This is a genomic window from Pedobacter sp. Leaf216, from assembly GCF_001421515.1.
Classification (GTDB): Bacteria; Bacteroidota; Bacteroidia; order Sphingobacteriales; family Sphingobacteriaceae; genus Pedobacter.
The window spans coordinates 269,107-295,830 of sequence record NZ_LMKM01000003.1 but is presented as its reverse complement, the minus strand read 5'-3'; the positions used below and the strand labels follow the sequence as shown (position 1 = coordinate 295,830).

Genomic DNA, 26,724 nt, shown 5'->3' with positions numbered 1-26,724 from the left:
TTTAAATGTTGATTTTGATATCACCAAAAGTACACTTACCGTTTCTACAACAGAATTTTTAGTGGTTGAAAACAAAGCATTAGGGTACCGCCTTAAATCAGTATTTTCAAAAAGGGCTGTAAAACGGGGATCAATCCGGTATGCAAAACCACCACCTAAACCTTTCGCACCTTCACCGTAGAGGTACAGGTTTTTATACGTGTAGTTGTAAAACAAACCCAAATTTGTTACTGATTAAAAAACACAATATTTATCCCGCTGATTATGAGACTTTAACAATCTCTATTGAAAATTTTATTTTATTTTTTTGATTTGGAAAGTTTAATTTCTATATTTGCAACCCCAAAGGAATACAACACAATGTATTAATTTGCGAAAGTAGCTCAGTTGGTAGAGCACGACCTTGCCAAGGTCGGGGTCGCGAGTTCGAATCTCGTCTTTCGCTCTAAATGCCTTCCTACCAGAAGGCATTTATTTTAAAGTTAGGCTAATGCTCGGGTGGTGGAACTGGTAGACACGCAGGACTTAAAATCCTGTGCTTTCAAAGGCGTGCGGGTTCGATTCCCGCCCCGAGTACACAAAAAATCGAACAAAAACCTTTCAGAAATGAAAGGTTTTTTTGTTTCCTAACTATTGCCAATGTACAACGTGGCAAATATTTGGAAAACCAATCCAAAATTGATTAACTTTCGATATGCAGCACCAAGAGTTCGAACCTTATGAAGCACTTCAGGATACCATAAAATGTTTATGGCACAATAAAAGAGAATTCGGGCCAATTGAATCAGGTTTTGAGGTAATTCCCGATGGTTATGCAGAAATTATCTTTCATTTTGGAAATGGCTGCAATGCTTTTTATAATGGTAAACTACAACCTTTGCCATCACCATTTATGATTGGCCTGCTCAACCAACCTGTTCATTTCTATGCAAAAAATCAGTTGGAGATTTTGGCCATCAGGTGTTTCCCGTGGACGGTATTCGATCTGCTTGGGTTATCGGCTGACAAAGAAGAATTACACATTTTTGAACATCCGCTCGCACAGCTACAGTCTATTTTAAGTGATCTTGTTAAGGAAGATAGAATAAAAGAGGCTATTGAACATTTACAACAATTTTTACTGAATTTGAGATCGGGAATTGCTACCGACAGTTTGTTATTTAAAGCTGGTGCGGCCATGCAGGGGGCAAATGGTGCTATCCAGGTAAGCGAAGTGGCTACGGCTGCACATGCAACAGTGCGTACATTGGAAAGAAACTTTAAGCAATCTTCGGGCTACACTGTTAAAGATGTGGCAGGCTTAATGCGCTTTGAGCAAGTACGGAACCAGTTATGGCTTAATCCAAGTGCAAACATTGCCAGCCTGGCCCACGAGTTTGGCTATACAGACCAACCGCACCTCAGCAGGGAATTTAAACGTTACAGCGGCACTACACCAGCAGCCTTTGCCCGAAAGGCAAAAAAGGGCAAAAAGCTGGTGAGCAATAATTTTGTCGCATTTATACAAGGCTAAACGGGTATTAGTGGTGAATTTTGTGCTTCAATTATTTAATGATGAGCACAACAATTAAAAACCATACCTCAACTGATACAAATTTAATTTACGATGTTATTATTTCAGGTGCCGGGCCGGTAGGCCTTTTTCTCGCCTGCGAACTGGCACTGGCCAAATGTTCGGTATTGATCTTAGAAAAAGCTGATGATCGGTATTCTCCCCTGAAAAAACTTCCTTTTGGTTTGAGAGGACTTAATGCAACCAGTATAGAAGCACTTCACAGGCGCGGCCTGCTTGAAGATCTTCAGTTACATAAACAGATAAAAAATCCTCACTTAAAACAAGGAACCCAACGCCAGGGCGGGCATTTTGCAGGCATCGTGTTTTATGAGGGTCATATCGATACTGCACAATGGAAATATCGATTGCCTGGCAAAACGCAAACCAGCTTAATAACTGAAATGGAAGAGCTTGAAACAATACTGCAACGCCGCGCAACAACACTTGGGGTAACCATTGAATACGGAAAAGCACTAAAATCTTTCCAACAAACCGATGAGAGTATAACTGTTCAATCAGAGGATCAAATTTTTCAAAGTAAATGGTTAGTAGGCTGCGATGGTAGCAGAAGCATAGTACGTAAAACCGCTGGTTTTGAATTTGCAGGTACAGAACCAGAATTTACAGGTTATTCGACAAAAATTGATCTTTTAGATCCCGAAAAGCTCAGTCCTGGGCGAAATGTTACCCCTACTGGCATGTATCTGCAATCTCAGCCAGGCTATGTAATTATACAAGATTTTGATGGCGGTGCATTTCATCATTCAAAAAAGCCAATTACCCTTGAACATGTTCAGCAGGTGTTACGAAAAGTATCAAATACAGATGTTACGGTAACTGCATTGCACATTGCCACCACCTGGACTGATCGGGCGAGGCAAGCCACCACTTACCGTAAAGGACGGATACTTTTAGCCGGAGATGCCGCACATATCCACGCGCCATTGGGCGGCCAGGGGCTTAACCTAGGTTTAGGAGATGCCATGAACCTCGGTTGGAAACTTGCAGCAACGATTAAAGGTAAGGCACCACAAACTTTGTTGGATACTTATTTTACAGAAAGACATCCCATTGGAGAGCAGGTACTGGATTGGTCGCGTGCGCAGGTAGCCATTATGCAACCAAACCCACATGCAAAGGCATTGTATGCAATCTTCCGCGATCTGATGAACACAAAAGATGGTGCTACCTATTTTGCAGGGAGGATTTGGGGCGTTAATACCCATTACAAATCGGATTCTCAACATCCATTGGTCGGCCGCAGCGTACCGGATTTTGAATTGGAAAACGGCACAACAATCGGACAGTTAATGCATACAGGCAAAGCAATATTACTTGATTTTAATACTGATGCTAACCTTGAACAGTTTGTTGCAGAGTATGGCACTCAAATTGAATACATTTCAAATCATGCGAAAGATCAACTTGGCTTTGGCGCAATCCTGATCCGCCCTGATGGAATCGTAGCCTGGGTTTCTGAAACCGAGGCAGATTACAGCGAACTTTACGAAGCTATTGCTCGCTGTTTTGCAATTAAACCAAAAATTGAACACTAAATTAATTCATCTTCTGTACTCATGTATCAGTTTGATAAATTTAAGCATAAACCCATCCTGAAACCACATAATGATATAAGATTTACCTAAAATTATATAAACTTCCATCCTCATTTAGCGATAGGTTTGCTGTACAATGAACAGCATATAGATGAGAAATATAATTTTTAGTATTTTAATGGGTTTTTCAATGGCAGTTTCTGCCCAGGATATGAAAAACATGAAGATGCCCGATCAGGAAAATCCAAATCAAATAACATACACTTGCCCAATGCATCCTGAAGTACTATCGGCCAAACCCGGGAACTGCCCAAAATGCGGAATGAAACTGGTTGAAAAAAAGATAAGTGCAGCAAAAAGCAAAACCCAAAACATGAATATGCCCAGTATGCAACATGACGCAAAGCATGATGCGATGGAAAATAAAGAAACGGGTGATGTGGAGATTGGCAAACCTTCCACTTTGTTTGATAATATTAAAAATGCAAAGGCGAACCTTGGTCCGATTAAAACCCTGCCGGCTCACTATCCTCCCCGTACATTACGCTACGATTTATATGTTGCAGATACAACGGTTACCTATGCAGGCAAATCAAAACATGCCATCGCGGTTAATGGAAGCATCCCTATGCCTACCTTAACCTTTACCGAGGGCGATACCGCAGAAATTTATGTACACAATAAGCTAAAAGAAGAAACCTCTTTACATTGGCATGGGCTTTTTTTGCCTAACCGTTATGATGGTGTACCCAATATGACACAGATGCCTATTAAACCAGGTGCAACGCATCTATATAGGTTTCCGATTGTGCAGAACGGCACACATTGGTACCATAGCCATACCGGGCTTCAGGAGCAGATTGGCATGTATGGCGCATTTATCATCCAAAAAAGAAAAGAGTGGGATATTCCTTCCATCCCCTTGGTATTGAGCGAATGGACCAATATGAACCCCATGGAAGTACAAAGGAGTTTACATGCAGCTACAGATTGGTTTTCCATTAAAAAAGGAACCACCCAGAGTTATACGGAAGCCATTCGGACTGGCAATTTTAAAACCAAGGTGGCCAACGAGTGGAAACGAATGAATGCGATGGATGTAAGCGATGTTTATTACGATAAATTCTTGATAAACGGGAAAAATGAAGTTAGTAATCCTCAATTTAAGGCGGGTGATAAAGTACGGTTGCGCATTGCCAATGCAGGTGCATCCTCCTATTTCTGGCTTAAATATGCTGGCGGAAAAATAACCGTGGTAGCAACCGATGGAAATGATGTTGAACCTGTAGAGGTAGACAGGTTGATTATTGCAGTATCAGAAACCTATGATGTGGTGGTAACCATTCCGGAAAATAAAAGTTACGAATTTTTAGTTACCCCCGAAGACAGGACAAAATCGGCCTCCTTATGGCTGGGAGATGGTGAAAAAGTTTCAGCAGGAAAAATGCCAAAACTAAAATATTTCGCCGGAATGAAGATGATGAACGACATGATGGACATGAATGGAAACATGGTTGAAATGAAAGGCATGAAAATGCAAAATCAGGTTATGGACATGAATACCGTAATGTATCCGGAGATTACAGGGCCGGAAAATGGTACTGATACGCATGATCCAGACCAAATGGCGGGCATGAATATGAATACCGAACCTGCAAAGGTTGTTACTTTAAATTACAACATGCTGCGCGATCCTAAAAAAACGATTCTACCTAAAGGGCCGTTAAGAACCTTAAAATTCGATCTTACCGGAAACATGAACCGTTATGTGTGGACATTAGATAATAAAACTGTTTCAGAATCAGATAAGATTTTGATTAAAAGGGGAGAAAATTTAAGAATCATTCTTTACAACAATAGCATGATGCGCCACCCGATGCATTTGCATGGCCACGATTTTAGGGTAATAAATGGACAGGGCGAATATGCACCAATGAAAAATGTACTCGATATTATGCCTATGGAAAGGGATACCATTGAATTTGCAGCATCGGAAGCGGGCGGAGACTGGTTTTTTCATTGCCATATATTATACCACATGATGAGTGGCATGGGCAGGGTATTCAGTTATGAAAACTCTGCGCCAAACCCTGATTTGCCAAATCCAAAACTTGCCCAACGCAGATTATTTTGGGACGATAGGATGCCACACTCAATGGGCCGGATCGGTATAGAAAGCAGTGGTAGCGATGGTCAGTTGATGTTGGCACAAACCCGCTGGTCGCTCAATACCATGTGGCATTTAGGCACCAATGCCATGATGGGGTATGAAAGTGAAACCACGCTTGGCCGATACATTGGACGAAACCAATGGCTGTTTCCTTATGTAGGCTTCGATTACCATTACAAAAAATTTAATCCTGATGAAAAAAATATCTTTGGAAGTGACGAACGTAATATGTTCGGCCAGCTTAGCAACAAAGAAAACAGAAAAACAATTGTTGCCGGTATTGCCTATACCCTACCCATGTTATTGGTTGCCGATGCCAGGATTGATGGAAATGGAAAACTGAGGTTTCAACTTGGGAGAGAAGATATACCGGTATCTAAACGGTTACGAGCTAATTTTATGGTTAATACCGATAAAGAATATGCCGCTGGCCTTCGCTACATACTTACCAAATACATTGCAATTTCTACCCATTACGATAGTGATATGGGGCTTGGAGGAGGCTTTACTTTTAATTATTAATGATCTCCACATTTATATGTTAGCGAAAAATTCTATTTAATAATCGTTTTCAACTACAGAAAAAAATGAATCACAAAGCACCAATTGTACGATCGACATTGTTAAGGTACGAAGCATTTTTAAAGCAATAGCAAAAAGCGATCATTGTAAATTGTTTCGCAGGCTGAAAAAGCCTTCGCGCAATTACGATTCAGTTAGGCCTGTAGCCTTACAGCGATGCTTTTAAAATCTTTCTAATGGTCGGTTCCTCACCGACCATTAATTCAAATGCAAACGTCTTAACTAAAATAACAGCCTCAAACGCTTGCTCAGTAAAACAGACTGTTAGCTTAAAATAATCTGATAATTCACATTTACTCTTTTCGGATAGTTACTTTGTTCGTTGTTTAAGGAAACAAATGCAGCATTACCATGAACTTCATTTTTTAATGCATGCTCATAATGTGCCTGGATAGTTTCTTGATAATCGTGTTGAAGGCCTTTTGTAGTTTCGGCTAAAAGATTTCTGTCATTCAAGTTTTCTGGCAATAAAGTAATATCGCAGTTTCCTTCACTGATTTCTTTGACTAAGTATTTCATTTTTGGTTTTAAATCTTCGTTTCCTGTTTTATAAATAAGATTTCGAGAACGGTCAAAAATATGGTAAGTCTTTATTTTGTATGTAATCTAAAAGTTAATTTTTTATCTAAAATGATGTATCAGTTTTAATGCAGCCTGTATGGGTATCACCACATTAAATTTCTTTATTGCTAAAAAAAACACCTTATTATTTGGTATTAAAATAATTATTCATAAAAACACTCTGAAACTTGATGGCATTTGCCCAGTAATCCCAGTTATGTACACCGGGCCGGGTTGTAAAATCGTGCGGGATATTGTTGTACAAAAGCTCATCGTGCAAACGCACATTCATTTTATAAAAAAAATCTTCAGTACCGCATTCAATTGCAATGGCAAGCGAGCCAGGTTTTATTTTGTGAATCATATCAATCACACTATTCTGTTTCCAACGCTCAGGATATTCATCCTCAGGTCCCAATCGTTTTGATATATTCCATCCATTTGGAAAAGGCTTAATATCCACACCACCGCTCATACTGCCAACGGCACCATATACATCAGGGTGTTTAATGGCCAGATAAAGCGCACCATGCCCACCCATACTCAAACCCGTAATTGCACGGCCTTTCTTTTCGGCAATGGTTTTGTAATGTTCATCAACATAAGTTACCAACTCTTTGGCTACATAGGTTTCATATTTCCATTCGGGATCAACCGGACTATCGAAATACCAGCTCGTTACATTTCCATCAGGGCAAACGATGATAAACTGATACAGATCGGCCAGATTTTTAATTCCAGGTACTTTTTTAACCCACTCTGCATAATTGCCACCAGCACCATGAAGCAGGTAAACCACCGGAAAAGATTTTCCGGTTTTATAACTATCAGGTTTAATAACTACAGCTTTGATATTCTTCTTCATCGATTTGCTATAGGTAGAAGCCGTATCAACTTCGGCAGCCTGAATAACATTAACAAAAAGGAAGAGACAGATGACTATTGAAAAATAATTTTTCATTGGGAATTTACCGTTAAAAAGACACAAATTGATGATAAATTTATAAAATAACTTAACATTGTTTACCATTTCAATGGAATGAAATAAAAAAGATACCTGCAACCGAAATTGCATTCCCATAAGATCTACATAACTTTAAAACAATTTTGTTACATTACGGTTATTGAACGACGAAACAATATACAAATGCTTAAAACTTACCCATTTTACATCAAGGCTCCTGTAATTTTATTAGGGCTTGTAATTACTGTATTTATGATGAGTGTGCTGAGGGATATCCTTGTGCCACTGGCCTTTGCCGCGCTAATAGCCATTCTGCTAAATCCACTCACCAATCGTTTCGAACGAAAAATGCCCAAAATATTAAGCATCATATTATCAATGCTTATTGGAATTTTAGTGGTAGTGGCCATACTTTATTTTCTCTCCTCTCAAGTGGCTCACTTTTTTGATGACCTGGAAAGCATTAAACAAAAACTATCTCAATTGTTAGAAGAAATCAGGCACTGGCTGCAAACAACTTTAGGCATCTCGTCGCAAAAGCAAATGCAAATGGTTAACGATGCTGCAAATGGAAGCAAAGCATTAATTGGCCAAACGCTGAGTGGCTTAATGGGGGTTTTAAGTGTTGTGTTCCTGATTCCTGTTTATACTTTCTTGATTCTGTTATACAAAACCTTGATTCTTAATTTTATTTACGAAGTATTTTCGGAAGAAAACAAAGAAAAAGTTGCAGAGATTTTGGGCGAAACCAAAGCTGCAATCCAAAGTTACATTATTGGCTTACTGATCGAAACCTCGATTGTGGCAGTAATGAATTCTGCAGCCTTGTTAATTCTTGGCGTGCAAAATGCGATTTTAATTGGCGTTATTGGGGCAATACTGAACCTGTTACCTTATATTGGTGGTATTATAGCCATCGCTTTACCCGTATTAATGGCCACTTTAACCAAAGATGGTTTTACCACTCAACTGTTAATTATTGCGGCTTATGCATTAATCCAATTTATTGACAATAACATTCTTGTACCGCGTATTGTATCGAGCAAGGTGCAAATAAATGCCTTAATTTCCATCGTGATTGTATTAATGGGAGCAGCATTGTGGGGAGTACCGGGCATGTTCCTTTCCATTCCATTTATTGCGGTACTAAAAATTATTTTCGATCGGATTGAAGGACTTAAACCCTGGGGCAAATTGCTCGGCGACAATATACCTACTGAACATATGGGGCAGGTAAAAAGGTTTAGAAGAAAGAAAAAGTTGGCAACCACTACTTAGTAGGGCAATAACTAAGTAGCTTAACATCACAATACATTATTGCAAGAATAGCTTTTAGCAATGCTTCGGTAGCGGCTCATACTGATCAAAAATCATAACGGCTGCTACCGGATTTATTAAATAATTTGCTAAAAACAATCCATCCCGCCGATCAGCTTGACATTGCTTGTGCTACCTGGCCCCTAATGATTGCCACCTACGAATATTCATCTGGACAAAATGAAAATCGGGAACAAGCCTACATCGAGGGTCCAAATCGCGCTCCTGATTTTTCAAATAATAGTTATCTTTAAAATTGCCCTTCAAGTGAAAGATTGCTTTTAAATGGTCATCTGCATTTATAATTAGGGCTTAAATTATTTCTTTTTTAAAAAAGCCAACACACTACTGGCATGTTCATCACCTTTAAGCATACCTTTAAATTTGAATACTACTTTTCCATCCAGGCCTACTAAAAACGTTTCTCTACCGGTTAAAAACATTACGTCCTTAACACCAAACATTTTTAAAACTTCATTATTTGGATCACTCAAAAGGGTAAATGGCAAATTATGGTGTTTCTTAAAATCGGCATGACTTTGCAGGCTTCCAGAATTTATTCCGATAATTATAGCATCAGTTGATTTAAATTCTTCGTAACTATCCCTAAATGCACAGGCTTCTTTAGTGCAAACACTACTTTCGTCTTTCGGGTAAAAATAAATTACCAGTTTTTTCTTTCCGATATAATTGCTAACCTTAAAATCTTTCCCGGCATCATCTTTCAGTATAAAATCAGGAATTTTACTTCCTACCTCTATCCGTTGGGTTTTCATTTGTGCTTTTTCCTGAGCTTGAGTGGCTATACATACAATGCATATAAAGGTTAATACAAGGGTTGTTATCTTCGTTTTCATAAATTTATTAGGGTTTATAGTTACATACGTTAAATTATACCAAATGGATGGCAGTTTTCTGCACGAATCTATCCAATAATACTTTACAAATTTTATTACTTTTGGCTTAATCTGATTGATATGAAATTAACCTCTTTTCTTTACTTGATGGTTTTGTTAACTGCATTAAATGCTAAAAGCGTTGCACAAAACAAACTTGAATCTTCTTCATTTATTACATTTAATAATTTTAGCAGCAATACAGCCGAAAAACTGACCAAAAATGAGCCGGTAACTGTTGCATTTTTAGGTGGATCGATTACCAATATGGAAGGCTGGCGCGGTTTGGTATGCAATTACCTCAGCACAACCTATCCTCAAAACAAATTTAAATTTATTAACGCAGGTATCCCATCATTAGGAAGTTTACCCCATGCTTTCCGCTTGCAGCGCGATGTGTTGGATAGTGGAAAAGTAGACCTGTTATTTGTAGAATCGGCAGTGAATGACCATGTGAATGGAACACCGGAACAAACCCAAAAACGGGCGTTAGAAGGCATAATCAGACACACTTTAAGTAAAAATCCAAAAACCGATATTGTACTGATGGCATTTGCCGATGAAAATAAAAACGAAGATTTTAATAAAGGTACAATCCCCGCTGAAGTAAAAATACATAGCGATTTGGCCGAATATTATCATTTGCCATTTATTAACCTCGCTTTAGAAGTAGATAAACGCATAGCCAACGGAGAATTTACCTGGAAAAATGATTTTAAGGATCTTCATCCATCACCATTTGGCCAACAACTTTATTTTAACACGATAAAAACCTTTCTCGAAGAAAACCAGAAAAACACTAAAAAAGCATCAGCAGGGATTCCCAAAATCATTGATAAATTTGCATATACCAAAGGGCAGTATCTAAACATTACTGCTGCCGGAAATTTAAATACGTTTAACATCAATAAAAACTGGAAACCCAATGATGGCATCGATACCAGAACCGGTTTTGTAAATATCCCTGTTTTAGAAAGCACCACCAGAAACAGCACTTTCGATTTGGTTTTTAAAGGTAATGCGGTCGGAATTGCAGTATTATCTGGTCCCGATGCCGGCGCACTGCACTATCGGATAGATAATGGTGCTGAAAAAATGGTCGATCTTTACACCCAATGGAGTTCGGGCTTGCATTTACCTTGGTACCTGCTACTTGCCGATCAATTAGGGGCTGGCGAACACAAGTTAAGCATTCGCATCAGCGATATGCATAACCAAAAATCAACAGGTTACGCCTGCCGCATTGCCTACTTTTTAGTGAACGCTAATTAATTGCATTAAAACTTTCCATCCTTCGCGAATAGCAATCCAAAACCATTTAAAATGCAAATTTACAACCTGCATTAAATTCATTTAATCAAAATAGTTAATCGTTTTAGTAAAATCAGATTCCAATCAAACATTATCAATTTCCATTTGCTTATATAAACAAAAAACATCTCATGAAAAACATTAAATTAATTATCCCTGCTCTTTTATTATTGTTTTCTGCCTGTAGCGAAGCCACCAGAAATACAGCCAACAGCAAAAGCGAAAATGGTACAACTCAAAATGAAAGCGATTCATTGGTAGCTAAAATCAAAGTAAACGGAAACGTAACGCCCGGCGATCCATTATTATTAAGATTTGTGGTATACAATAATACAACCGCCACCAAAAGTTTTTGTATTTGGCATACGCCGTTTGAACCGCTAACGAGCAGTTACCTAAGTATAACCAATGAGAAAGGCGAAGAAGCGCAATACAAAGGCGCAATGGCTAAAAGGGTAATGCCACCTCCGGCCTCGAGCTATGCCAAGGTAAACCCTGGTGATAGCCTTGTAGGAAACGCTGATTTATTAAAAGCTTACGACCTAAAAAAAGGATCAAGCTATAAAGTAACCTACACTGGCGGCAACATTAGCGGATTGGTTTCTACAGATACTGTGATCTTTATTTATAACGAACTGCGTTAGCTAAGGATTTTTTGTTCAAGGATAGTAATTGAGGTTATTCTACACCCTTTTTTGTCGCATTAGCACTTTTGCACTTGTAAAAGTTAACATAACTTTACATATACAATTTAAACAAACAAAACATGGAAAATAGAACTTCAATTACTGTTGAAACCACTGTAAATGCGCCTGTAGAAAAAGTATGGGAATTTTGGAACAACCCTGATCATATTACTAAATGGAGTTTTGCCTCACCTGAGTGGCATACTCCATATTCGGAAAACGATTTAAAAGTTGGTGGTAAATTTAAAAGTACCATGGCTGCAAAAGATGGTAGCATGAGTTTTGATTTCGGCGGAACGTACACCACAGTTGATACCAACAAAAAAATAGAATATACGCTTGAGGATGGTAGAACTGTGAGCATTATTTTTGATGCATTAAGTGAACAAACCAGGATTACTGAAACTTTCGACGCTGAATCTACCAATCCTGTTGAAATGCAGCGTGGAGGATGGCAGGCCATACTTGATAACTTTAAAAGCTATACAGAACAGTAAAGCATATTCAGTACTTTTTGTAACATGTTATTAATATCAGTTTATAAGATTTCTCCACTACTGTCGAAAAGGACGAAATTTCACATCAAATTTGGTTCTTCTGCAAGCTATTACTAACGAACTCCGGTATAGCGGTCGGCATTGCGAGGCACGAAGCAATCTTTCTAGTAAGGAAGCAAAATCGTCATCCCGACCGAAGCACCGCGAAGTGGAGTGATCTTTAAACAATGTTTTCATTTCTAGAAAGGCCGATAAAATCACAATTTGCTTTTTGCGCCCATTAAAGCCTAATGTGGTTATGTTGAGTATGTAAAAACACGATTATATTCTATTTAACCTTTCGAAATAATTTACAACTTTGCTTAAGTAACAATTCGATGATTATTTGATTCGCATAATTTTTGATTTGAACCGAATACTTTGATATTGCTGCCATAATTTACATTTGCCGTGTAAATTATACACTATGCATCGTATATCTTTATTTTGTTTATCGTTATCACTTTTTTTTAGTTCCCCTTTCAGTGTAAGCGCACAAACGCTGAGTTTAAAACAGGCTGTAAACACCGCTTTAATTAATTATGGCACCATTAAAGCCAAAAATAATTATGCTAATGCATCAAAATCCTCCATCCAGCAGGCACGAAGAGAATATCTGCCAAATTTCAGCCTGAGTGCGCAACAGGATTATGGAACCATAAATGGCCAAAATGGTCCACAATATGGTTTAGGTGGCTTAGGAACTGCCTCATCTGGACCAGCTTTAGACAAACAAAATTGGAAAGCTGCCTTCGGCGGGTTGTACCTTGCGAATGTTAACTGGGATTTCTTCACTTTCGGAAAAATCAGAGAACGCATCAAAATTGCTGATGCTGCTTATCAAAGAGACAAAAATGACCTGGAACAGGAAAAGTTTCAACAAGAAATCCGTGTTTCTGCTGCATATCTTAATTTATTGGCCGCACAACGGTTAACCAGATCACAACAAAACAACCTCAATAGAGCAATTACTTTTAAAAATACTGCAGTAATCAGGGCTAAAAATGGCTTAATTGCTGGCGTTGATTCTTCTTTTGCAAAAGCAGAGGTTTCTAATGCGAAAATTGCGCTCACAAAAGCAAAAGATCTGGAACAGGAACAGGCCAACCGCTTAGGTGTTTTAATGGGCGTAACCGCAACATCCTATGATGTAGATACAGCCTCCATTACGCGAATACCTAACAATCTGCTCCAGGATACAGTCATCAAAACTTCGCATCCCCTGTTAAAGTTTTACCAGAACCGCGTGGATGTTAGTCAGCAACAGGTTAGCTATTTCAAAAAATTATACTATCCAACATTTACTTTCTTTGGTGTAATGCAGGGCAGAGGATCAGGCTTTGGCTCCGGCTATGCGCTAGATCAAACTGCTTATTCTACCGGTTATGCTGATGGCATTAATCCTACACGTGGAAACTATTTGATTGGCATAGGAATGACGTGGAATCTCTCTACATTACTTAAAAACCGACCGCAGGTACGGGCACAGGAATACATCAGTCAGGGTTTAAAAGAAGAATACAACATGGTTGATCAACAATTGAAAGCACAACTGGCCCTTGCAGAAACCAAACTCGCAAATGCCCTGGCGAATTACCGCGAAGCACCTATCCAGGTAAAAGCAGCATCTGATGCATACCTGCAAAAAAATACGCTTTACAAAAATGGATTAACTACACTGGTTGACCTTACACAGGCATTATTTACCTTAAACCGTGCAGAAACCGATCGCGATATTGCATTTACCAATGTTTGGCAGGCCTTGCTTTTAAAATCGGCAGCATTGGGCAATTATGACATATTTATCAATGAATTTTAATCTGGCTATATAAATGAACTTAATACGTTTCGCACTTCGCAAACCCATATCCATCCTGGTTTTAGTAGCAGGATTGTTCTTTTTCGGTATCGGGGCCATCAACCAGATTAAAGTTGATATTCTTCCACAAATGAACCTTCCGGTGATTTACATTGCCCACCCTTTTGGCGGTTACACACCCGACCAAATGGAAGCTTATTTTGGTAAACAATACGTTAATATTTTACTTTTCGCAAACGGTATCAAAAGCATCGAAACCAAAAACACGCAAGGTTTAATGTTGATGAAATTAACCTATTACGAAGGCACCAATATGGCTCAGGCCGCAGCAGAGTTAAGTGCACTTTCTACCAGGGCACAGGCCATTTTCCCGCCAGGCTCGCAACCGCCTTTCGTTATCCGTTTCGATGCCTCTTCTCTTCCCGTTGGACAGTTGGTATTAAGCAGCCCTATCCGTACCAATAATGAATTGCAGGATTTAGCCAATACCTATGTTCGCCCTAGTTTTTCGGCCATTCCGGGCTTGCTTTCTCCTGCTCCTTTCGGTGGTAGCCCCCGAACGATAGAGATAAACGTTAACCCTTCACTGCTACGTTCGCATAACTTAACGGTAGATCAGGTGGTGGAGGCCATTAGGTTAAACAACCAGACTGCGCCTTCAGGAAATGTAAGAATAGGTGATAAAAACTACCTTACCCCTACCAATTACACCATAAAAAAGGTTAAAGAGTTCGAAAACATTCCTTTATTTAAAGGCAGCGTACAAAATCTGCAACTGCGCGATGTGGCTACAGTGAAAGATGGGGCCGATTTAGTGGCCGGTTATGCCTTAATCAATGGCAAACGTTCGGTATATTTAAGTATTGCCAAATCTGGCGATGCATCAACCTGGGAAGTGGTTAAAAATTTAAAGAAAAATTTACCAAACATCCAAAGTTCCTTACCCGAAGATGTTAAGCTTTCTTATGAGTTTGATCAATCTGTTTATGTAATTAATGCGGTAAAAAGCTTAATCAGCGAGGGCGCAATTGGTGCAATATTAACCGGATTGATGGTTTTACTTTTCCTGGGCGATAAACGCGCTGCCTTAATTGTAATCTTAACAATCCCAACATCAATCATTGCCGGGGTGTTGTTCCTAAAGTTATTCGGACAAACAATTAACATCATGACGTTGAGCGGATTAGCTTTAGCTATTGGCATTTTGGTTGATGAATCTACAGTGACCATAGAAAATATCCACCAGCATTTTGATATGGGAAAACCCAAGGCACTGGCCATTTGGGATGCCTGTAAGGAAATTGCTTTCCCTAAATTATTGATTCTGTTCTGTATCCTTGCCGTATTTGCACCTGCTTTTACGATGACGGGAATTCCTGGTGCATTATTTTTACCATTGGCATTGGCAATTGGCTTTTCAATGGTGGTTTCCTTCTTGTTATCGCAAACTTTTGTGCCGATTATGGCCAACTGGCTTATGGTGGCACATCAAAAAAAAGGAAATGAAAACCATCCCGGCATTACACAGGATGAAGCTGATTTTAACGCAACAGGCATTACACTCGAATCGGAAAAAGATACCCTTAACCAGAAAAAGGTTTTGGTAGCACGTGAAGATTTTAGTGGCAACGGTAAAATTGGTTTCTTCGATAAATTCAGAAACCGTTTTATGCGTTTCCTTGATCGCATATTGCCACATAGAAAACCAGTGGTATTGGCTTATTTAGTGATCATTATTGGTCTGGCTGCATTATTATTGGTTAATATTGGTCGCGATGTTTTACCAAGAGTAAACTCAAGCCAATTTCAGTTGCGTTTGCGTGCACCAGATGGAACCCGTTTAGAACGTACGGAAGAAAAAGCAAATGTAGTATTGGCAGAGCTGAAAAAAATGGTTGGCGAAGAGCATATGGGCATTTCTTCAGTGTATGTTGGGCAGCACCCGGCGCAATTTTCGGTAAACCCAATTTACCAGTTTATGGCTGGTCCGCATGAAGCTGTTTTCCAGGTAAGCTTAAAGGATTTTGAGGAAGACATGGACGATTTTAAAGATCAGTTCAGGGCGAAAATTAAACAGGTATTACCTGATGTTAAGCTTTCTTTTGAACCGATAGAATTAACAGATAAAGTATTGAGCCAGGGCTCTCCCACCCCTGTAGAGGTACGCATTGCCGGTAAAAACAAAAAACTGAATGAAAAATATGCAAATAAAATTTTAGCAGAACTGAAGCAGATCCCCTACATGAGGGATGTTCAGATTGCGCAACCCATTAAATACCCGTCATTAAATATCGATATCGACAGAACGCGTGCTGCACAAATCGGAGTAGATATGGCTGATATTTCGCGATCATTAATTGCCTCAACTTCATCATCACGTTATACAGATAAAAACATATGGCTGGATGAAAAAGCCGCCTTACCATACAGCGTACAGGTACAGGTACCGCTTAACCAAATGACGAGCAAGGATGATATCGGAGAAATTCCTTTATTAAAAAACTCGGCCAGACCTGTACTAAGCGATGTAGCGAAAATTACACCCGATACCACTGCTGGTGAAAATGACAACATCGGTGCCATGCCTTTTCTATCAGTTACGGCAAACCTTTACCATACCGATTTAGGTGCAGCCTCAAAAGATGTAGAAAAAGCCATTAAAAACGTTGGCGAACTGCCGCGGGGATTAAAAGTTAACGCCATAGGGTTAAGTAAAGTTTTAACCGATACGTTAGACAGTTTGCAATCGGGCCTATTTGTGGCCATTGTAGTAATTTTTCTGATGTTGGCAGCCAATTTCCAGTCGTTTAAAGTGCCTTTGGTCATTTTAGCTACAGTACCGGCCGTAATTTTAGGTTCATTATTACTTTTAACCATCACCGGATCAACCTTAAACTTACAATCTTACATGGGAATTATCATGTCGGTTGGGGTATCTATTGCCAATGCGGTGCTATTGATTACCAATGCCGAACAACTGAGAAAACACAATGGTAATGCGCTCGAATCTGCACGCGAAGCCGCAGCATTACGTTTACGGCCGATTATAATGACGAGTATTGCGATGATTGCAGGGATGTTACCAATGGCAATTGGCCATGGAGAAGGTGGTGGAGCTGTTTCACCTCTTGGAAGGGCAGTTATAGGTGGGTTGTTGGCCTCAACATTCGCAGTATTAATTATCTTGCCACTGGTATTTGCATGGGTTCAAGGTAAACAGACTACCAATTCAATATCGCTCGATCCGGAAGACGAAGAAAGCATCCATTACATTAAAGGTTTACAAGAAAACGAATAAATCATCATCAACAAATGAATACGAAGATATTTTCAACAGGATTAATAAGTTCAGGATTATTAATGTTAACAGCTATTTATGGCTGCGGGCACTCAGAATCGAAAGTAGCACCCAAGAAGGAAAAAGAGGCAGCTATTGCAACTTTCGACCTTAAAAAGGGAAAGCTATCAACCAAATTGAGTTTACCAGGAGAACTAATTGCTTTACAACAGGTTGATTTATATGCTAAAGTAAGCAGTTTTGTAAAAAGCTTGAAGGTAGATATTGGATCAGAAGTTAGTAAGGGCCAGTTGTTGATGACTTTAGAAGCACCAGAAATGACCTCGCAACTTGCCGCAACTCAATCGAGAATAAAAGCACAGGAAGCCATTTATACAGCAAGCAAAGCCAATTACAACCGTTTGTACGAAACCAGTAAAACACCTGGTACGATTTCTACCAACGATTTGGATCAGGCTTTGGCCAAAAAGAATGCTGATTTAGCTCAACTCGAAGCAGCCAAAGCGGCCTATAAAGAAGTGGGCTCCGTGCAGGATTATTTAACAATCAGGGCACCTTTCAGTGGAATTATTTCTGCCAGAAATGTAAATTTAGGTGCCTATGTGGGCCCAACAGGCAAGGGTTCTGATTTGCCGCTGTTTACTTTACAAGATCAGAAAAACTTGCGTTTAGCGGTTTCCATTCCTGAGGTTTATACAGGTTATTTAAAAGCAGGAGATGAAATCAGTTTTACGGTTAAATCTTTGCCAAGTCAAATTTTTAAAGCAAAAGTGAAACGTTTATCAGGTGCTTTAGATCTCCGCCTTCGCTCTGAACGTATTGAAATGGATGTTCCAAATGCATCAAAAGTTTTATTGCCAGGTATGGTGGCCGAAGTAAATATTCCGCTTCCCGCCAATGCAAGTACTTTTATTATCTCCAAAAAAGCCTTGTTAGATACCAGCGAAGGATTATTTGTATTAAAAGCAGCAGATAATAAGGCGGTTAAAGTAGCTGTTAAAAAAGGCAGAGAAACGGATGATCAGGTTGAAGTTTTTGGGGATTTGGCAGAAGGTGACAAATTAGTTGCAGAACCTACGGAAGAAATGCATGAAGGAACGCTGATTAAACCCTAACTTTACGTATTAAGCACTTAAGTTATGTTATCAAAAAATCAAGAGCTTTCTACCCTTCAAAAAAAGGAAACCCTGGAAGATTTTTATAATAAATTAAAAATCACCCGTCCGGAAATTCCTACGCCAAGTTTAGGAATGATTAACGACATTGGCCATTTCAATGTTTTTAACCGCGGTACCGTTTGTACCAATGTACCATCAGCTTTTAGCCGGAGGGATTTCTATAAAATTTCATTAATCATTGGCAACGGGATTTTGCATTACCCTGATGCACAGATCGAAATTAAAGGCAGGGCGCTATTATTTACCAACCCGAATATCCCGTATTCATGGGAAAGTACTTCGCCAAAGCCTGCTGGTTTTTTCTGCTTGTTTACTGAAAATTTTATCCATAACCGCAACGAAACCCTTCGCGATTCTTTGTTATGGCGCATTAACGATAGTCCCGTAATACATATTGATGAGGAGCAGGAAATAACCTTAAGGGATATATTTACCAAAATGATGAAAGAAATGGATGGTGATTACATCCATAAATATGATTTATTGAGAAATTATGTTCAATTGATTGTACATGAGGCTTTAAAAGTAAAACCACAGGATGCTGTTTTCAAACAGAACACCGCCTCGGCAAGGTTAACTTCATTATTTCTTGAATTACTGGAAAGGCAGTTCCCCATTGGTTCTACAGAGCATATTCTGGAGTTAAAAACAGCTCATGATTTCGCCTGCCGCTTATTGGTACATGTAAATCATTTAAATCATGCAGTAAAAGAAGTAACAGGAAAAACCACTTCAGAGCATATTTCGAGGAGGATTGCAACTGAGGCTGTAGCTCTATTGAAACATACAGAGTGGAATATTGCACAGATTGCTTATTGTTTGGGTTTTGAATACCCGGCCAATTTTAACATATTTTTCAAACGCCAGATGCAGTGTACCCCGAAAGGTTTTCGGGCCAATTAAATTGCAAATGAGTTAAACTTTTAAACTAGTCGTTTAAATATCCAAAGCGCCAATCCTACAACGAGGAAATGGCGCTTTTTTATTTTATAATTTTAACGCGGTGTAAAGCAATTCCGAATCTTGTATTGGAAATCTATCCATTTAATTTTAAATTTTTATCAATAATGATCTCAAAAAAAAAAGCTGAAACATGTTCAGCACCACGCTGCTAAGGTTGGTAAAGTAGTCTTATTTAATGATTAGGAAGTCGTTTCTAACATTTATATTTGAAACCCCAAACGCGCTACTTATGCAAAACATTTTCCCCGCACAATACTCCACATTATCAGCAACTGCTTTAAAAGATTATTTAATTGAAGCTTATCATTTACAGCCCGATACAACCTGTAAGCTTTTGATTAGAAATGTAAGTGATGCGTATATCCTGGAAAATAAGAACAAAAAATACATCTTCAAAATTTACCGTGATGTACACAGAAAGCTGAACCAAATTGAAGCAGAAGTAGAACTGCTCAATATTTTAAAAGCAAATGGAAATTCGGTTTCTTACCCTATAAAAGATGTAAATGGTAAACAGATTCAGCAGTTTGATGCCATTGAAGGGATACGGAACGGCATACTTTTTTCTTTTGCTGAAGGAAAGGTTATTTTAGATCTTGAATCAACACAGCTCATTCAATTGGGAAAGGATATAGCCAAACTGCATCAAAGTACCTCTTCAATCAAGCTCCATAATCCACGTCCGGTATTCAATTTTGAAACTACCTTAGCCGGGCCATTGCAAACTTTAAAACCTCACTTTGCAGAAATGCCTGTAGAATTTAAATACCTTTCTGATGTTGCTGATAGAGTGGTAAAAAAATTCGAAGAATTTGACACATCCAAGTTCAGTTATGGTTATTGCCATTACGATCTCTTCCCTAAAAATTTCCATTTTGATGAAGCAGGGAACATTACATTTTTTGATTTCGATTTTGCGGGTGAAGGTTATTTGATCAATGATTTAATGACTTTCCTTAACCATTATTTCTTCCATCAACTGAATAACCTGATCGCTAAAGAACAGGCTGAAAAGGATTTTGAAGTTTTTTTAAATGCCTACCAACAAGTGAGGCCCTTAACTGATGATGAGTTAAAAGCCATTCCTTTCCTCGGCATTACCTTTCATATTTTCTTTTTAAAATTCTTTTACGACAACTATGATGATTGGTCGAATACTTTTTTAACGCCCAGATATACCAAACACCGCGTAGCAATGATTAAAAAATGGGAAGAAATGTATTGTAACTTTTAGGCAATGCGGCTAAAATCTCAACTCCCTTGTTTATCTTGTAAAGTAAATCAAAATCAATAAGATGGATCAGAAAATAATCAACCTGTATGATGAGTATACCCATAGTCAGATCGGCAGAAAAGATTTTATGAAAAAATTGGCTGTTCTTGCGGGCAGCACAGCACTTGCAATGACTATTTTGCCAATGCTCGAAAATAATTATGCTTCAGCTGCAGATTTCCAAAGTGATGATATTGAAGTTGAAAACATTACCTATCCAGGCATTGATGTTGATATGAAAGCGGTTTTAGCCAAACCAAAGGAAAAAAAGAACTTAGGCTGCGTACTGGTAATACACGAAAACCGCGGGTTAAACCCACATATTATTGACGTAACAAAACGTGTGGCTGCAGAAGGTTTCTTAGCTCTTGGAGTAGATGCACTTTCTCCATTGGGCGGTACACCTGCCGATGAAGATAAAGGCCGCGAACTGATAGGTAAGTTAGATCCTGAAAAAAACTTGCAGAACTATTTAAAAGGACTGGAATACTTACGCAATAGAAAAGATGGAAACGGTAAAGTAGGCTGTGTGGGTTTCTGTTGGGGCGGTGGAATGGCAAATAAATTAGCCGTTAACGATCCCAAATTGCAAGCTGCCGTTGCTTACTATGGCGCACAGCCAAATGCTGCCGATGTTCAGAAAATTAAAGCCAGTGTAATGCTACACTATGGTGGTTTGGATGAACGCATTAATGCAGGAATACCAGCTTATGAGCAAGCCTTAAAGGAAAATAAAATTGATTATAAAATATACATTTATGATGGTGTAAACCATGCATTTAACAATAACACCTCACCTACCCGATACAATGAAGCTGCAGCAAAACTGGCCTGGAGTAGAACAATTGAGTTGTTTAAACATAAGTTGGCGGTATTGACGAGGTAATTGTCGCATCTTAGAGAAAAGAAGTCAAGTTTTAAAAACTTGACTTCTTAATACCTTAACTTTTCTATTTAAGAAGATAACAAATTAAACACTTAAATAGCAATAAGCTTTTTACAAGCGGCGGTATTTCTTAATGATTGATGCAGAGACCATTCATTCACAGCCCCGATTGTAAGTAAAGCCCGGAACGAAGCATGATTGAGGACTTGGAGTAAAAGCGGGATAGTATTTTACCAAGCACCACTGGTTTTGCGCTTCAAAAAATACTGAAGTTATTAATCGCTTTAATTAGCAGGATAGCCCCTGAAATCAATTCAGTGTGACGAAAAAAATAATGATTGATTCCTTTGGCTAGGAATTAACCCTTAAAACAAATCCGTTTTAAGCATCGTTTTTAAAATATTTGATTGTACGTCGAAATTATTGAGGTGATTTAAGAAATTAATATCCGAAATTTTATGATAACTGTCTTCCAGTAAATTAACAACTTCTTTTGGGATAGCCGTTTTCAACACCGCAGCATTACTTTGCAGTTTATCGTTTTTATACTGCAGCTCCTGTACAATCCTTTCTCTTTCAGAAAGATTTGTAGACTTATCCAAATCGTTTAAAATGGTTAAATCGCAGAACAAAAACAGGTTCCTGCTCGGAAAAAACAGGTAATAACTATCTATATCCAAAAACTTATAAATTTCAATTACCAGCTCACCAGATTTTAATCCGATATAAAATTCAGTTCGAAAATCATATTTACACAACTTTCCCATCAGTTTTTTCTCAATAGTTGCATACACATTGGTATACACCTGCTTATCCTGAAAATTAATCAGTTTAGAAAATTGATCGGTGGTGAGATCGAAATAAAAATCGTTGGCGTATTTAGAACTAAAAACGTTAATGTTTTTTGAAAAAGGGAAATCAGCGCTTAAATCGGACAGTACACTAAATAATTTTCGCAGTGATAAATTAACTTTAAGCGATTGTCTTTGTTTATCCTGCTGGAAACTTTTCTGATCAACAAGTGCACTCGCCATACGATCAATCAGCTCCTCGTTCAGGTCGATTTCATCGTAAATGAGCGAAACATTTTTCTCATTGCTCTTTTTGATCTTTTTAAGCAGTTCGATTACACTATCGGTAAACTGAAGGTGAAAAAGATCTAATTTTTCAACCTCAAGTTCATCATTATTGGCAAAAAGCTGATGAATAACCTGGCTCCTTAAGTAGATTTTATAAATCACTTCATCATCAAAAAACACAGAGAGCAACTGTAAACGGTTGATCTCTGCGCTTGATTTTTTGAGAATATTTAAGCGGTATTCATCCATAGATTAAATTAGTTCACCCGCGTAACGTTCTTTTTCAACTCTGTTTCCAAAGTTTTAAGTTCGCCATCCAACACACGTCTGCTTTGTGCACCTGCCTCATGAATTTGCTTCACTTCATTTAGCGTTTCAATTAGTGATGATGTGGTACGTTTAAGGGTTTCCAAAGATACCACAGTTTTTTCATTTTCTTTGGCTACATCGATACTGTTCTGTTTCAGCATCTCTGCATTTTTTTGCAAAATGGTATTCGTCGTGTCCGAAATCTTTTTTTGCATTTCTACATTGGCTTTTTGCCTTTGTAAAGCAACTGCAATGGTTAATTGGTTTTTCCACACCGGAATGGTTGTAGAAACAATCGACTGTGCCTTTTCTGCAATTGAAGTATTGTTATTTTGTACCACGCGGATTTGCGCCAGTGATTGCAACATAATAAAACGAACAATTTTCATATCGGCCAGTCGTTTATCCAAACGACTGATGAAATCCCTTAAATCGGCAATTTCATAATCCTGGTAATCAGCCGGCCTTCCTTCCATTTCAGCAAGCTTAATATTCAGTTCGTTGTATTTTAGCTGTCCGGCAATAATCAGTTCTTCCATCTGGTGGATGTAACCAACATTACTATCGAACATGGTTTGCAATGAACTGTTATCCTTAATTGAATTTAACCTTCCTGCTTTGATTTTGTTGGTAATTTTATCAATATTATTCACCACCACATCATACTTCTGAAAAAGTTTTTTTACATCAACAACCAAACTCTTTAAGAAAGGAATTTTGGAAATAAAACTCTTAAAACCACTTTGTTCGAGTTCAGAAACATCGATATAGTTCAGTTCGGTAAGCAGTTCGTTAATTAAACCGCCTACTTCGCCGCTATTGTAGGTACGTACAGACGATAAGAATTCGTTACTGTATTTCTCCATTGAGTTTTGGGCATCGCTTCCGTAATTCAGGATCGAATTAACATCTGATGGTTCTAACGATTTTCCAATCTCTTTATATTTAGTCGTTTCCTCGGAAGTTATCTTCTCAAGATCCACATTGCCCTCTTTATCCAGTTTTACCGGAGTAAGGGCTTGGGTAACGTTTGGGTTGGTTTCCATAGTTTGATCAATTATCGGCTTTGCAGCTTATAAATAATTTTGGGTTACGGTTTTAACGGTATCTTCCAGCTTTCTATCTTTGGTTGGTTCGCCTATGGCATTAAATTTCCATTCGCCGTTTTTCTTGTAAAAAACACCCATTACCATTGATACATGCCCTGCAAAATTAGCTCCGTGCGCAATATCAAATTTAGCAAAAACTTCGTTTACACGCTTGGTTGTACCTTCATAAATGCGGATGGACGCAAATGGAATGCTCCCAAAATCGTGACCTCTAAAACTGTTCAATACAAAGGCAACATAAGCAACGTTTGCATCCAGTTGAGAAAAATCGAGCGTGATGATCTCATTATCCAAACCATCATCACCACCCATATCGCCTGTTAAATCGTCGCCGCTATGTTTTACCGAACCATTTTTAGATTTAAGGTTGCCAAAGTAAACCACCTCTAAAAGTTGTTTATTTTCGTTATATAATGCACAGCTTCCATCTAAATCTACGGCTTCTTTTGAAGATCCGAAACCGAATAAGCCCTTCTTTTCAATAGCACCCCAGTTAATGCCTACACAAACATTTTGAAGTTTGCTCCCGTTGCTTTTTTCCAGACTGATGCGCTGTCCTTTTTCAAGATTGATTGCCATAATATTATTGATATTTGTTTAAATAATCCTGTAAACCACCTTTCATACCTACGCCAACTGCTTCAAACTTCCATTTGCCTTCACGTTTGTAAATCCGACCAAACTCTACCGCTGTTTCGATAGAAAAATCTTCTTCCAACTCATATTTTAAGATTACTTCGTTGGTTACCGCATCAAAAATACGGATGAATGAATTTCTTACCTGACCGAAGTTTTGTCTTCTGCTTTCTGCCTCATGGATCGTTACCACAATACAGATTTCATTTACTTTAGCATCTGTTTTGGTTAAATCAATTTTGATCTGCTCATCATCGCCATCACCATCACCGGTTAAGTTATCGCCAGTATGTTCAACCGAACCATCCGGAGAAATCAGGTTGTTATAGAATACAAAGTTCTCATCAGAAACCAGTTTCTTCTGATCGTTTAATATAAAAATCGAGGCATCTAAATCGAATGCAGAACCTGTAGAAGAGCTGTTGGTATCCCAACCCAAACCTATTGTAAATTTAGGAGCATCGATATTTTCTCTTTGCCCCTTTTGCAAATTAATAGCCATATTTAAATTAATTTATAATTATTGTTTTTGATATAGTCTTTTATAAGATGTAAATTTTTAGAATAAGCTTCTATCGTATGGTAATTATTACCTAAAGACAGATCATAAAGCTGATTAATAAAATCAGTGCTCCTACGTTCTAAAAAGATGGTAAAACTGCTCGAAGTACTGTTTAAAATGTATTTCACAATGCGGGTATTGAAACTGAAACTTCCACCATCAATTATTTCTTCAAGGTCGAATATAGATTTGATCTGATGGTAGTTGAGGAAATTTTCTACATTGGGATGGATATTTTTATTCACCAGTTCGGCAAAATAAAGCATGTGCATTTCGTTTTTTAAGCCATAGGCTTTCGCCATTTTTAAAATCATGCGTTCATGGCTTCCGGTAATCCGGATATCATCCAGAAACAAAAGTGTTTTACCTGCCAGAAATTCCTTATCAATATGGAAAGAATCATTTCCGATTAGCGAAAGGCGTTCTTCGGCACTTAATTCACCATAATCTTCTTTGTAAGTAATGGTGCGGTGCACTTTCGTTTCCTGTACGGCCAAACCTCCATTTTCGACCAGCCAACGGTTAAGCTGGCAAACGAAATAGTTTTTCATGGCAAAAGTTGCCGTTGGAATAAAGCTGTAAGGACTGGAAATTACCACAATCTGATCGGTAATTAGGTTATCGGCGAGGTAATACCTGATAAAACCATCGGCTAGATCTTTCCCGAAAGAACGGGCAACCAGATCATCGCCAAATTTAAAGCGGCTATAATCATCTGGATTAAAGCCAAAATCGACGGTATTGTCAATTTTATGGAGTGAGAAATTAAACGGTATCATAGAGTAGGTTTGAGATAGATAGGTTGTTGGAATTGATCAGCATGCTGTTTATACCCATGGCTTCTGCCCCGCGTACATCTGCATAAGGGTTATCACCAACATGGATAACCTCTGTTAATAATAATTCAGGGTGTTTTTCCCTGTCGATGGTATCCAGCATCAACTGAAAAAAGCCAGCGCTGGGTTTCGACATGCGCACTTCATCAGAATATAGCTGAAAATCGATAAAGGCATCAATGCCTAAATGTTTAATTACTTTTTTTAAGGTTTTACCTTTAATAAAACCGGTGTTACTGAGTATGTTGGTAGAGCTTTCGCCCGATTCTTTAATTTTAGCAAGCACATCCAAACAATCGCTGCAATAGAGTTTGGGCATGTGGTTAAACACAATCTGTTCCATATCATGATCGAGCATTTTCAGGTCTATATCTCGAAAGTTGTAATCGTAATCATTGATTATACTGATGATCATTAGATACATTTCATCAGCATCAACATTTTTCCCTGCTTTTTCATTTATGGCATTCACCATTAAATCTACCTGCCGGAACGTAATGGCAATTTCATCAAGGGTTTTATGCTTGCCGTTATAATTCCTGTAAAAATACTGTACCCGTTCCTGCTTGTACGTTGGATTAGATTTAATCAGCGTTAACCAAAGATCGAATGAGTAATGTTTGTAAAAAGCCATCGCACCTT

At 38.4% G+C, this 26,724-nt stretch carries 23 protein-coding genes and 2 tRNA genes; 15 read left to right on the top strand and 10 right to left on the bottom strand.

Annotation, left to right across the window (positions count from 1 at the left end):
• On the bottom strand, nt 1-216 hold a 216-nt coding region (locus ASE74_RS24655; protein WP_157255328.1), incomplete at its 3' end, for a hypothetical protein.
• A gap of 156 nt (nt 217-372) precedes the next feature.
• Here ASE74_RS24655 and ASE74_RS03090 point away from each other — a divergent pair.
• From ASE74_RS03090 to ASE74_RS03070, 5 genes are all read left to right on the top strand, one after another.
• Nucleotides 373-445: transfer RNA gene (locus ASE74_RS03090), tRNA-Gly, on the top strand.
• 47 nt (nt 446-492) lie between these two features.
• Nucleotides 493-576, top strand: a tRNA-Leu gene (locus ASE74_RS03085).
• A 118-nt stretch (nt 577-694) separates the two neighbouring features.
• Entirely contained in the window at nt 695-1,513 is an 819-nt protein-coding gene (locus ASE74_RS03080) for a helix-turn-helix domain-containing protein (protein ID WP_055903969.1), read from the top strand.
• 38 nt (nt 1,514-1,551) lie between these two features.
• On the top strand, nt 1,552-3,111 hold the full coding sequence (locus tag ASE74_RS03075) for an FAD-dependent monooxygenase (protein WP_200912251.1): 1,560 nt from the start codon (nt 1,552-1,554) through the stop codon (nt 3,109-3,111).
• Nucleotides 3,112-3,262: 151 nt separating this feature from the next.
• Nucleotides 3,263-5,803, top strand: coding sequence for a multicopper oxidase domain-containing protein (locus ASE74_RS03070; protein WP_055903962.1), 2,541 nt, complete (start codon nt 3,263-3,265; stop codon nt 5,801-5,803).
• 324 nt (nt 5,804-6,127) lie between these two features.
• Here ASE74_RS03070 and ASE74_RS03065 read toward each other — a convergent pair whose 3' ends face one another.
• Together ASE74_RS03065 and ASE74_RS03060 are read right to left on the bottom strand one after the other, a co-directional pair.
• On the bottom strand, nt 6,128-6,382 hold the full coding sequence (locus ASE74_RS03065; RefSeq protein WP_055903959.1) for a hypothetical protein: 255 nt from the start codon (nt 6,380-6,382) through the stop codon (nt 6,128-6,130).
• Nucleotides 6,383-6,569: 187 nt separating this feature from the next.
• The gene (locus ASE74_RS03060) at nt 6,570-7,385 is read right to left on the bottom strand and encodes an alpha/beta hydrolase family protein (protein ID WP_055904013.1); all 816 of its coding nucleotides are present in this window, start codon (nt 7,383-7,385) and stop codon (nt 6,570-6,572) included.
• 186 nt (nt 7,386-7,571) lie between these two features.
• Here ASE74_RS03060 and ASE74_RS03055 point away from each other — a divergent pair, with 186 nt between their 5' ends.
• The gene (locus tag ASE74_RS03055; RefSeq protein WP_055903956.1) at nt 7,572-8,666 is read left to right on the top strand and encodes an AI-2E family transporter; all 1,095 of its coding nucleotides are present in this window, start codon (nt 7,572-7,574) and stop codon (nt 8,664-8,666) included.
• Nucleotides 8,667-9,022: 356 nt separating this feature from the next.
• Here the strand turns inward: ASE74_RS03055 and ASE74_RS03050 are convergent, their stop codons facing one another.
• Complete coding sequence (locus ASE74_RS03050; RefSeq protein ID WP_082458625.1) at nt 9,023-9,562, bottom strand: peroxiredoxin; 540 nt, start codon at nt 9,560-9,562, stop codon at nt 9,023-9,025.
• A gap of 120 nt (nt 9,563-9,682) precedes the next feature.
• Between ASE74_RS03050 and ASE74_RS03045 the strand changes: the two genes are divergently transcribed.
• From ASE74_RS03045 to ASE74_RS03005, 9 genes are all read left to right on the top strand, one after another.
• Complete coding sequence (locus ASE74_RS03045) at nt 9,683-10,873, top strand: SGNH/GDSL hydrolase family protein (RefSeq protein ID WP_055903953.1); 1,191 nt, start codon at nt 9,683-9,685, stop codon at nt 10,871-10,873.
• A 170-nt stretch (nt 10,874-11,043) separates the two neighbouring features.
• Nucleotides 11,044-11,556: a hypothetical protein gene (locus tag ASE74_RS03040; protein WP_055903949.1), complete on the top strand. Its 513-nt coding sequence runs from the start codon at nt 11,044-11,046 to the stop codon at nt 11,554-11,556.
• Between the two features lie 122 nt (nt 11,557-11,678).
• Complete coding sequence (locus ASE74_RS03035) at nt 11,679-12,095, top strand: SRPBCC family protein (RefSeq protein ID WP_055903946.1); 417 nt, start codon at nt 11,679-11,681, stop codon at nt 12,093-12,095.
• A 466-nt stretch (nt 12,096-12,561) separates the two neighbouring features.
• On the top strand, nt 12,562-13,953 hold the full coding sequence (locus ASE74_RS03030) for a TolC family protein (RefSeq protein ID WP_055903943.1): 1,392 nt from the start codon (nt 12,562-12,564) through the stop codon (nt 13,951-13,953).
• A 13-nt stretch (nt 13,954-13,966) separates the two neighbouring features.
• Nucleotides 13,967-17,251 (top strand): efflux RND transporter permease subunit, encoded by a 3,285-nt coding sequence (locus ASE74_RS03025; protein WP_055903941.1) that lies wholly within the window; start codon nt 13,967-13,969, stop codon nt 17,249-17,251.
• A gap of 14 nt (nt 17,252-17,265) precedes the next feature.
• Nucleotides 17,266-18,366, top strand: coding sequence for an efflux RND transporter periplasmic adaptor subunit (locus ASE74_RS03020; protein WP_055903938.1), 1,101 nt, complete (start codon nt 17,266-17,268; stop codon nt 18,364-18,366).
• A gap of 24 nt (nt 18,367-18,390) precedes the next feature.
• Nucleotides 18,391-19,332: an AraC family transcriptional regulator gene (locus ASE74_RS03015; RefSeq protein WP_055903935.1), complete on the top strand. Its 942-nt coding sequence runs from the start codon at nt 18,391-18,393 to the stop codon at nt 19,330-19,332.
• Nucleotides 19,333-19,621: 289 nt separating this feature from the next.
• Nucleotides 19,622-20,626, top strand: coding sequence for a phosphotransferase enzyme family protein (locus tag ASE74_RS03010; RefSeq protein WP_055903931.1), 1,005 nt, complete (start codon nt 19,622-19,624; stop codon nt 20,624-20,626).
• 61 nt (nt 20,627-20,687) lie between these two features.
• Nucleotides 20,688-21,551, top strand: coding sequence for a dienelactone hydrolase family protein (locus ASE74_RS03005; protein WP_055903928.1), 864 nt, complete (start codon nt 20,688-20,690; stop codon nt 21,549-21,551).
• Nucleotides 21,552-21,916: 365 nt separating this feature from the next.
• Here ASE74_RS03005 and ASE74_RS03000 read toward each other — a convergent pair whose 3' ends face one another.
• The 6 genes from ASE74_RS03000 to ASE74_RS02975 are packed head-to-tail and all read right to left on the bottom strand — an operon-like array spanning nt 21,917 to nt 26,716.
• Nucleotides 21,917-22,879 (bottom strand): hypothetical protein, encoded by a 963-nt coding sequence (locus tag ASE74_RS03000; protein WP_055903925.1) that lies wholly within the window; start codon nt 22,877-22,879, stop codon nt 21,917-21,919.
• A gap of 8 nt (nt 22,880-22,887) precedes the next feature.
• Nucleotides 22,888-23,985 carry a toxic anion resistance protein gene (locus ASE74_RS02995; RefSeq protein ID WP_055903923.1) on the bottom strand — a complete coding sequence of 366 codons (1,098 nt, stop codon included), beginning with the start codon at nt 23,983-23,985 and terminating at the stop codon, nt 22,888-22,890.
• Nucleotides 23,986-24,012: 27 nt separating this feature from the next.
• Nucleotides 24,013-24,627 carry a TerD family protein gene (locus tag ASE74_RS02990; protein ID WP_055903920.1) on the bottom strand — a complete coding sequence of 205 codons (615 nt, stop codon included), beginning with the start codon at nt 24,625-24,627 and terminating at the stop codon, nt 24,013-24,015.
• 4 nt (nt 24,628-24,631) lie between these two features.
• Nucleotides 24,632-25,186: a TerD family protein gene (locus ASE74_RS02985; protein WP_055903917.1), complete on the bottom strand. Its 555-nt coding sequence runs from the start codon at nt 25,184-25,186 to the stop codon at nt 24,632-24,634.
• A gap of 2 nt (nt 25,187-25,188) precedes the next feature.
• Nucleotides 25,189-26,025, bottom strand: a complete 837-nt coding sequence (locus tag ASE74_RS02980) for a phosphoribosyltransferase family protein (RefSeq protein WP_055903913.1) — start codon at nt 26,023-26,025, stop codon at nt 25,189-25,191.
• Nucleotides 26,012-26,716 (bottom strand): HAD family hydrolase, encoded by a 705-nt coding sequence (locus ASE74_RS02975; RefSeq protein WP_055903910.1) that lies wholly within the window; start codon nt 26,714-26,716, stop codon nt 26,012-26,014. The genes ASE74_RS02980 and ASE74_RS02975 overlap by 14 nt, the downstream gene beginning before the upstream one ends.
• Between the last annotated feature and the right edge of the window lie 8 nt (nt 26,717-26,724).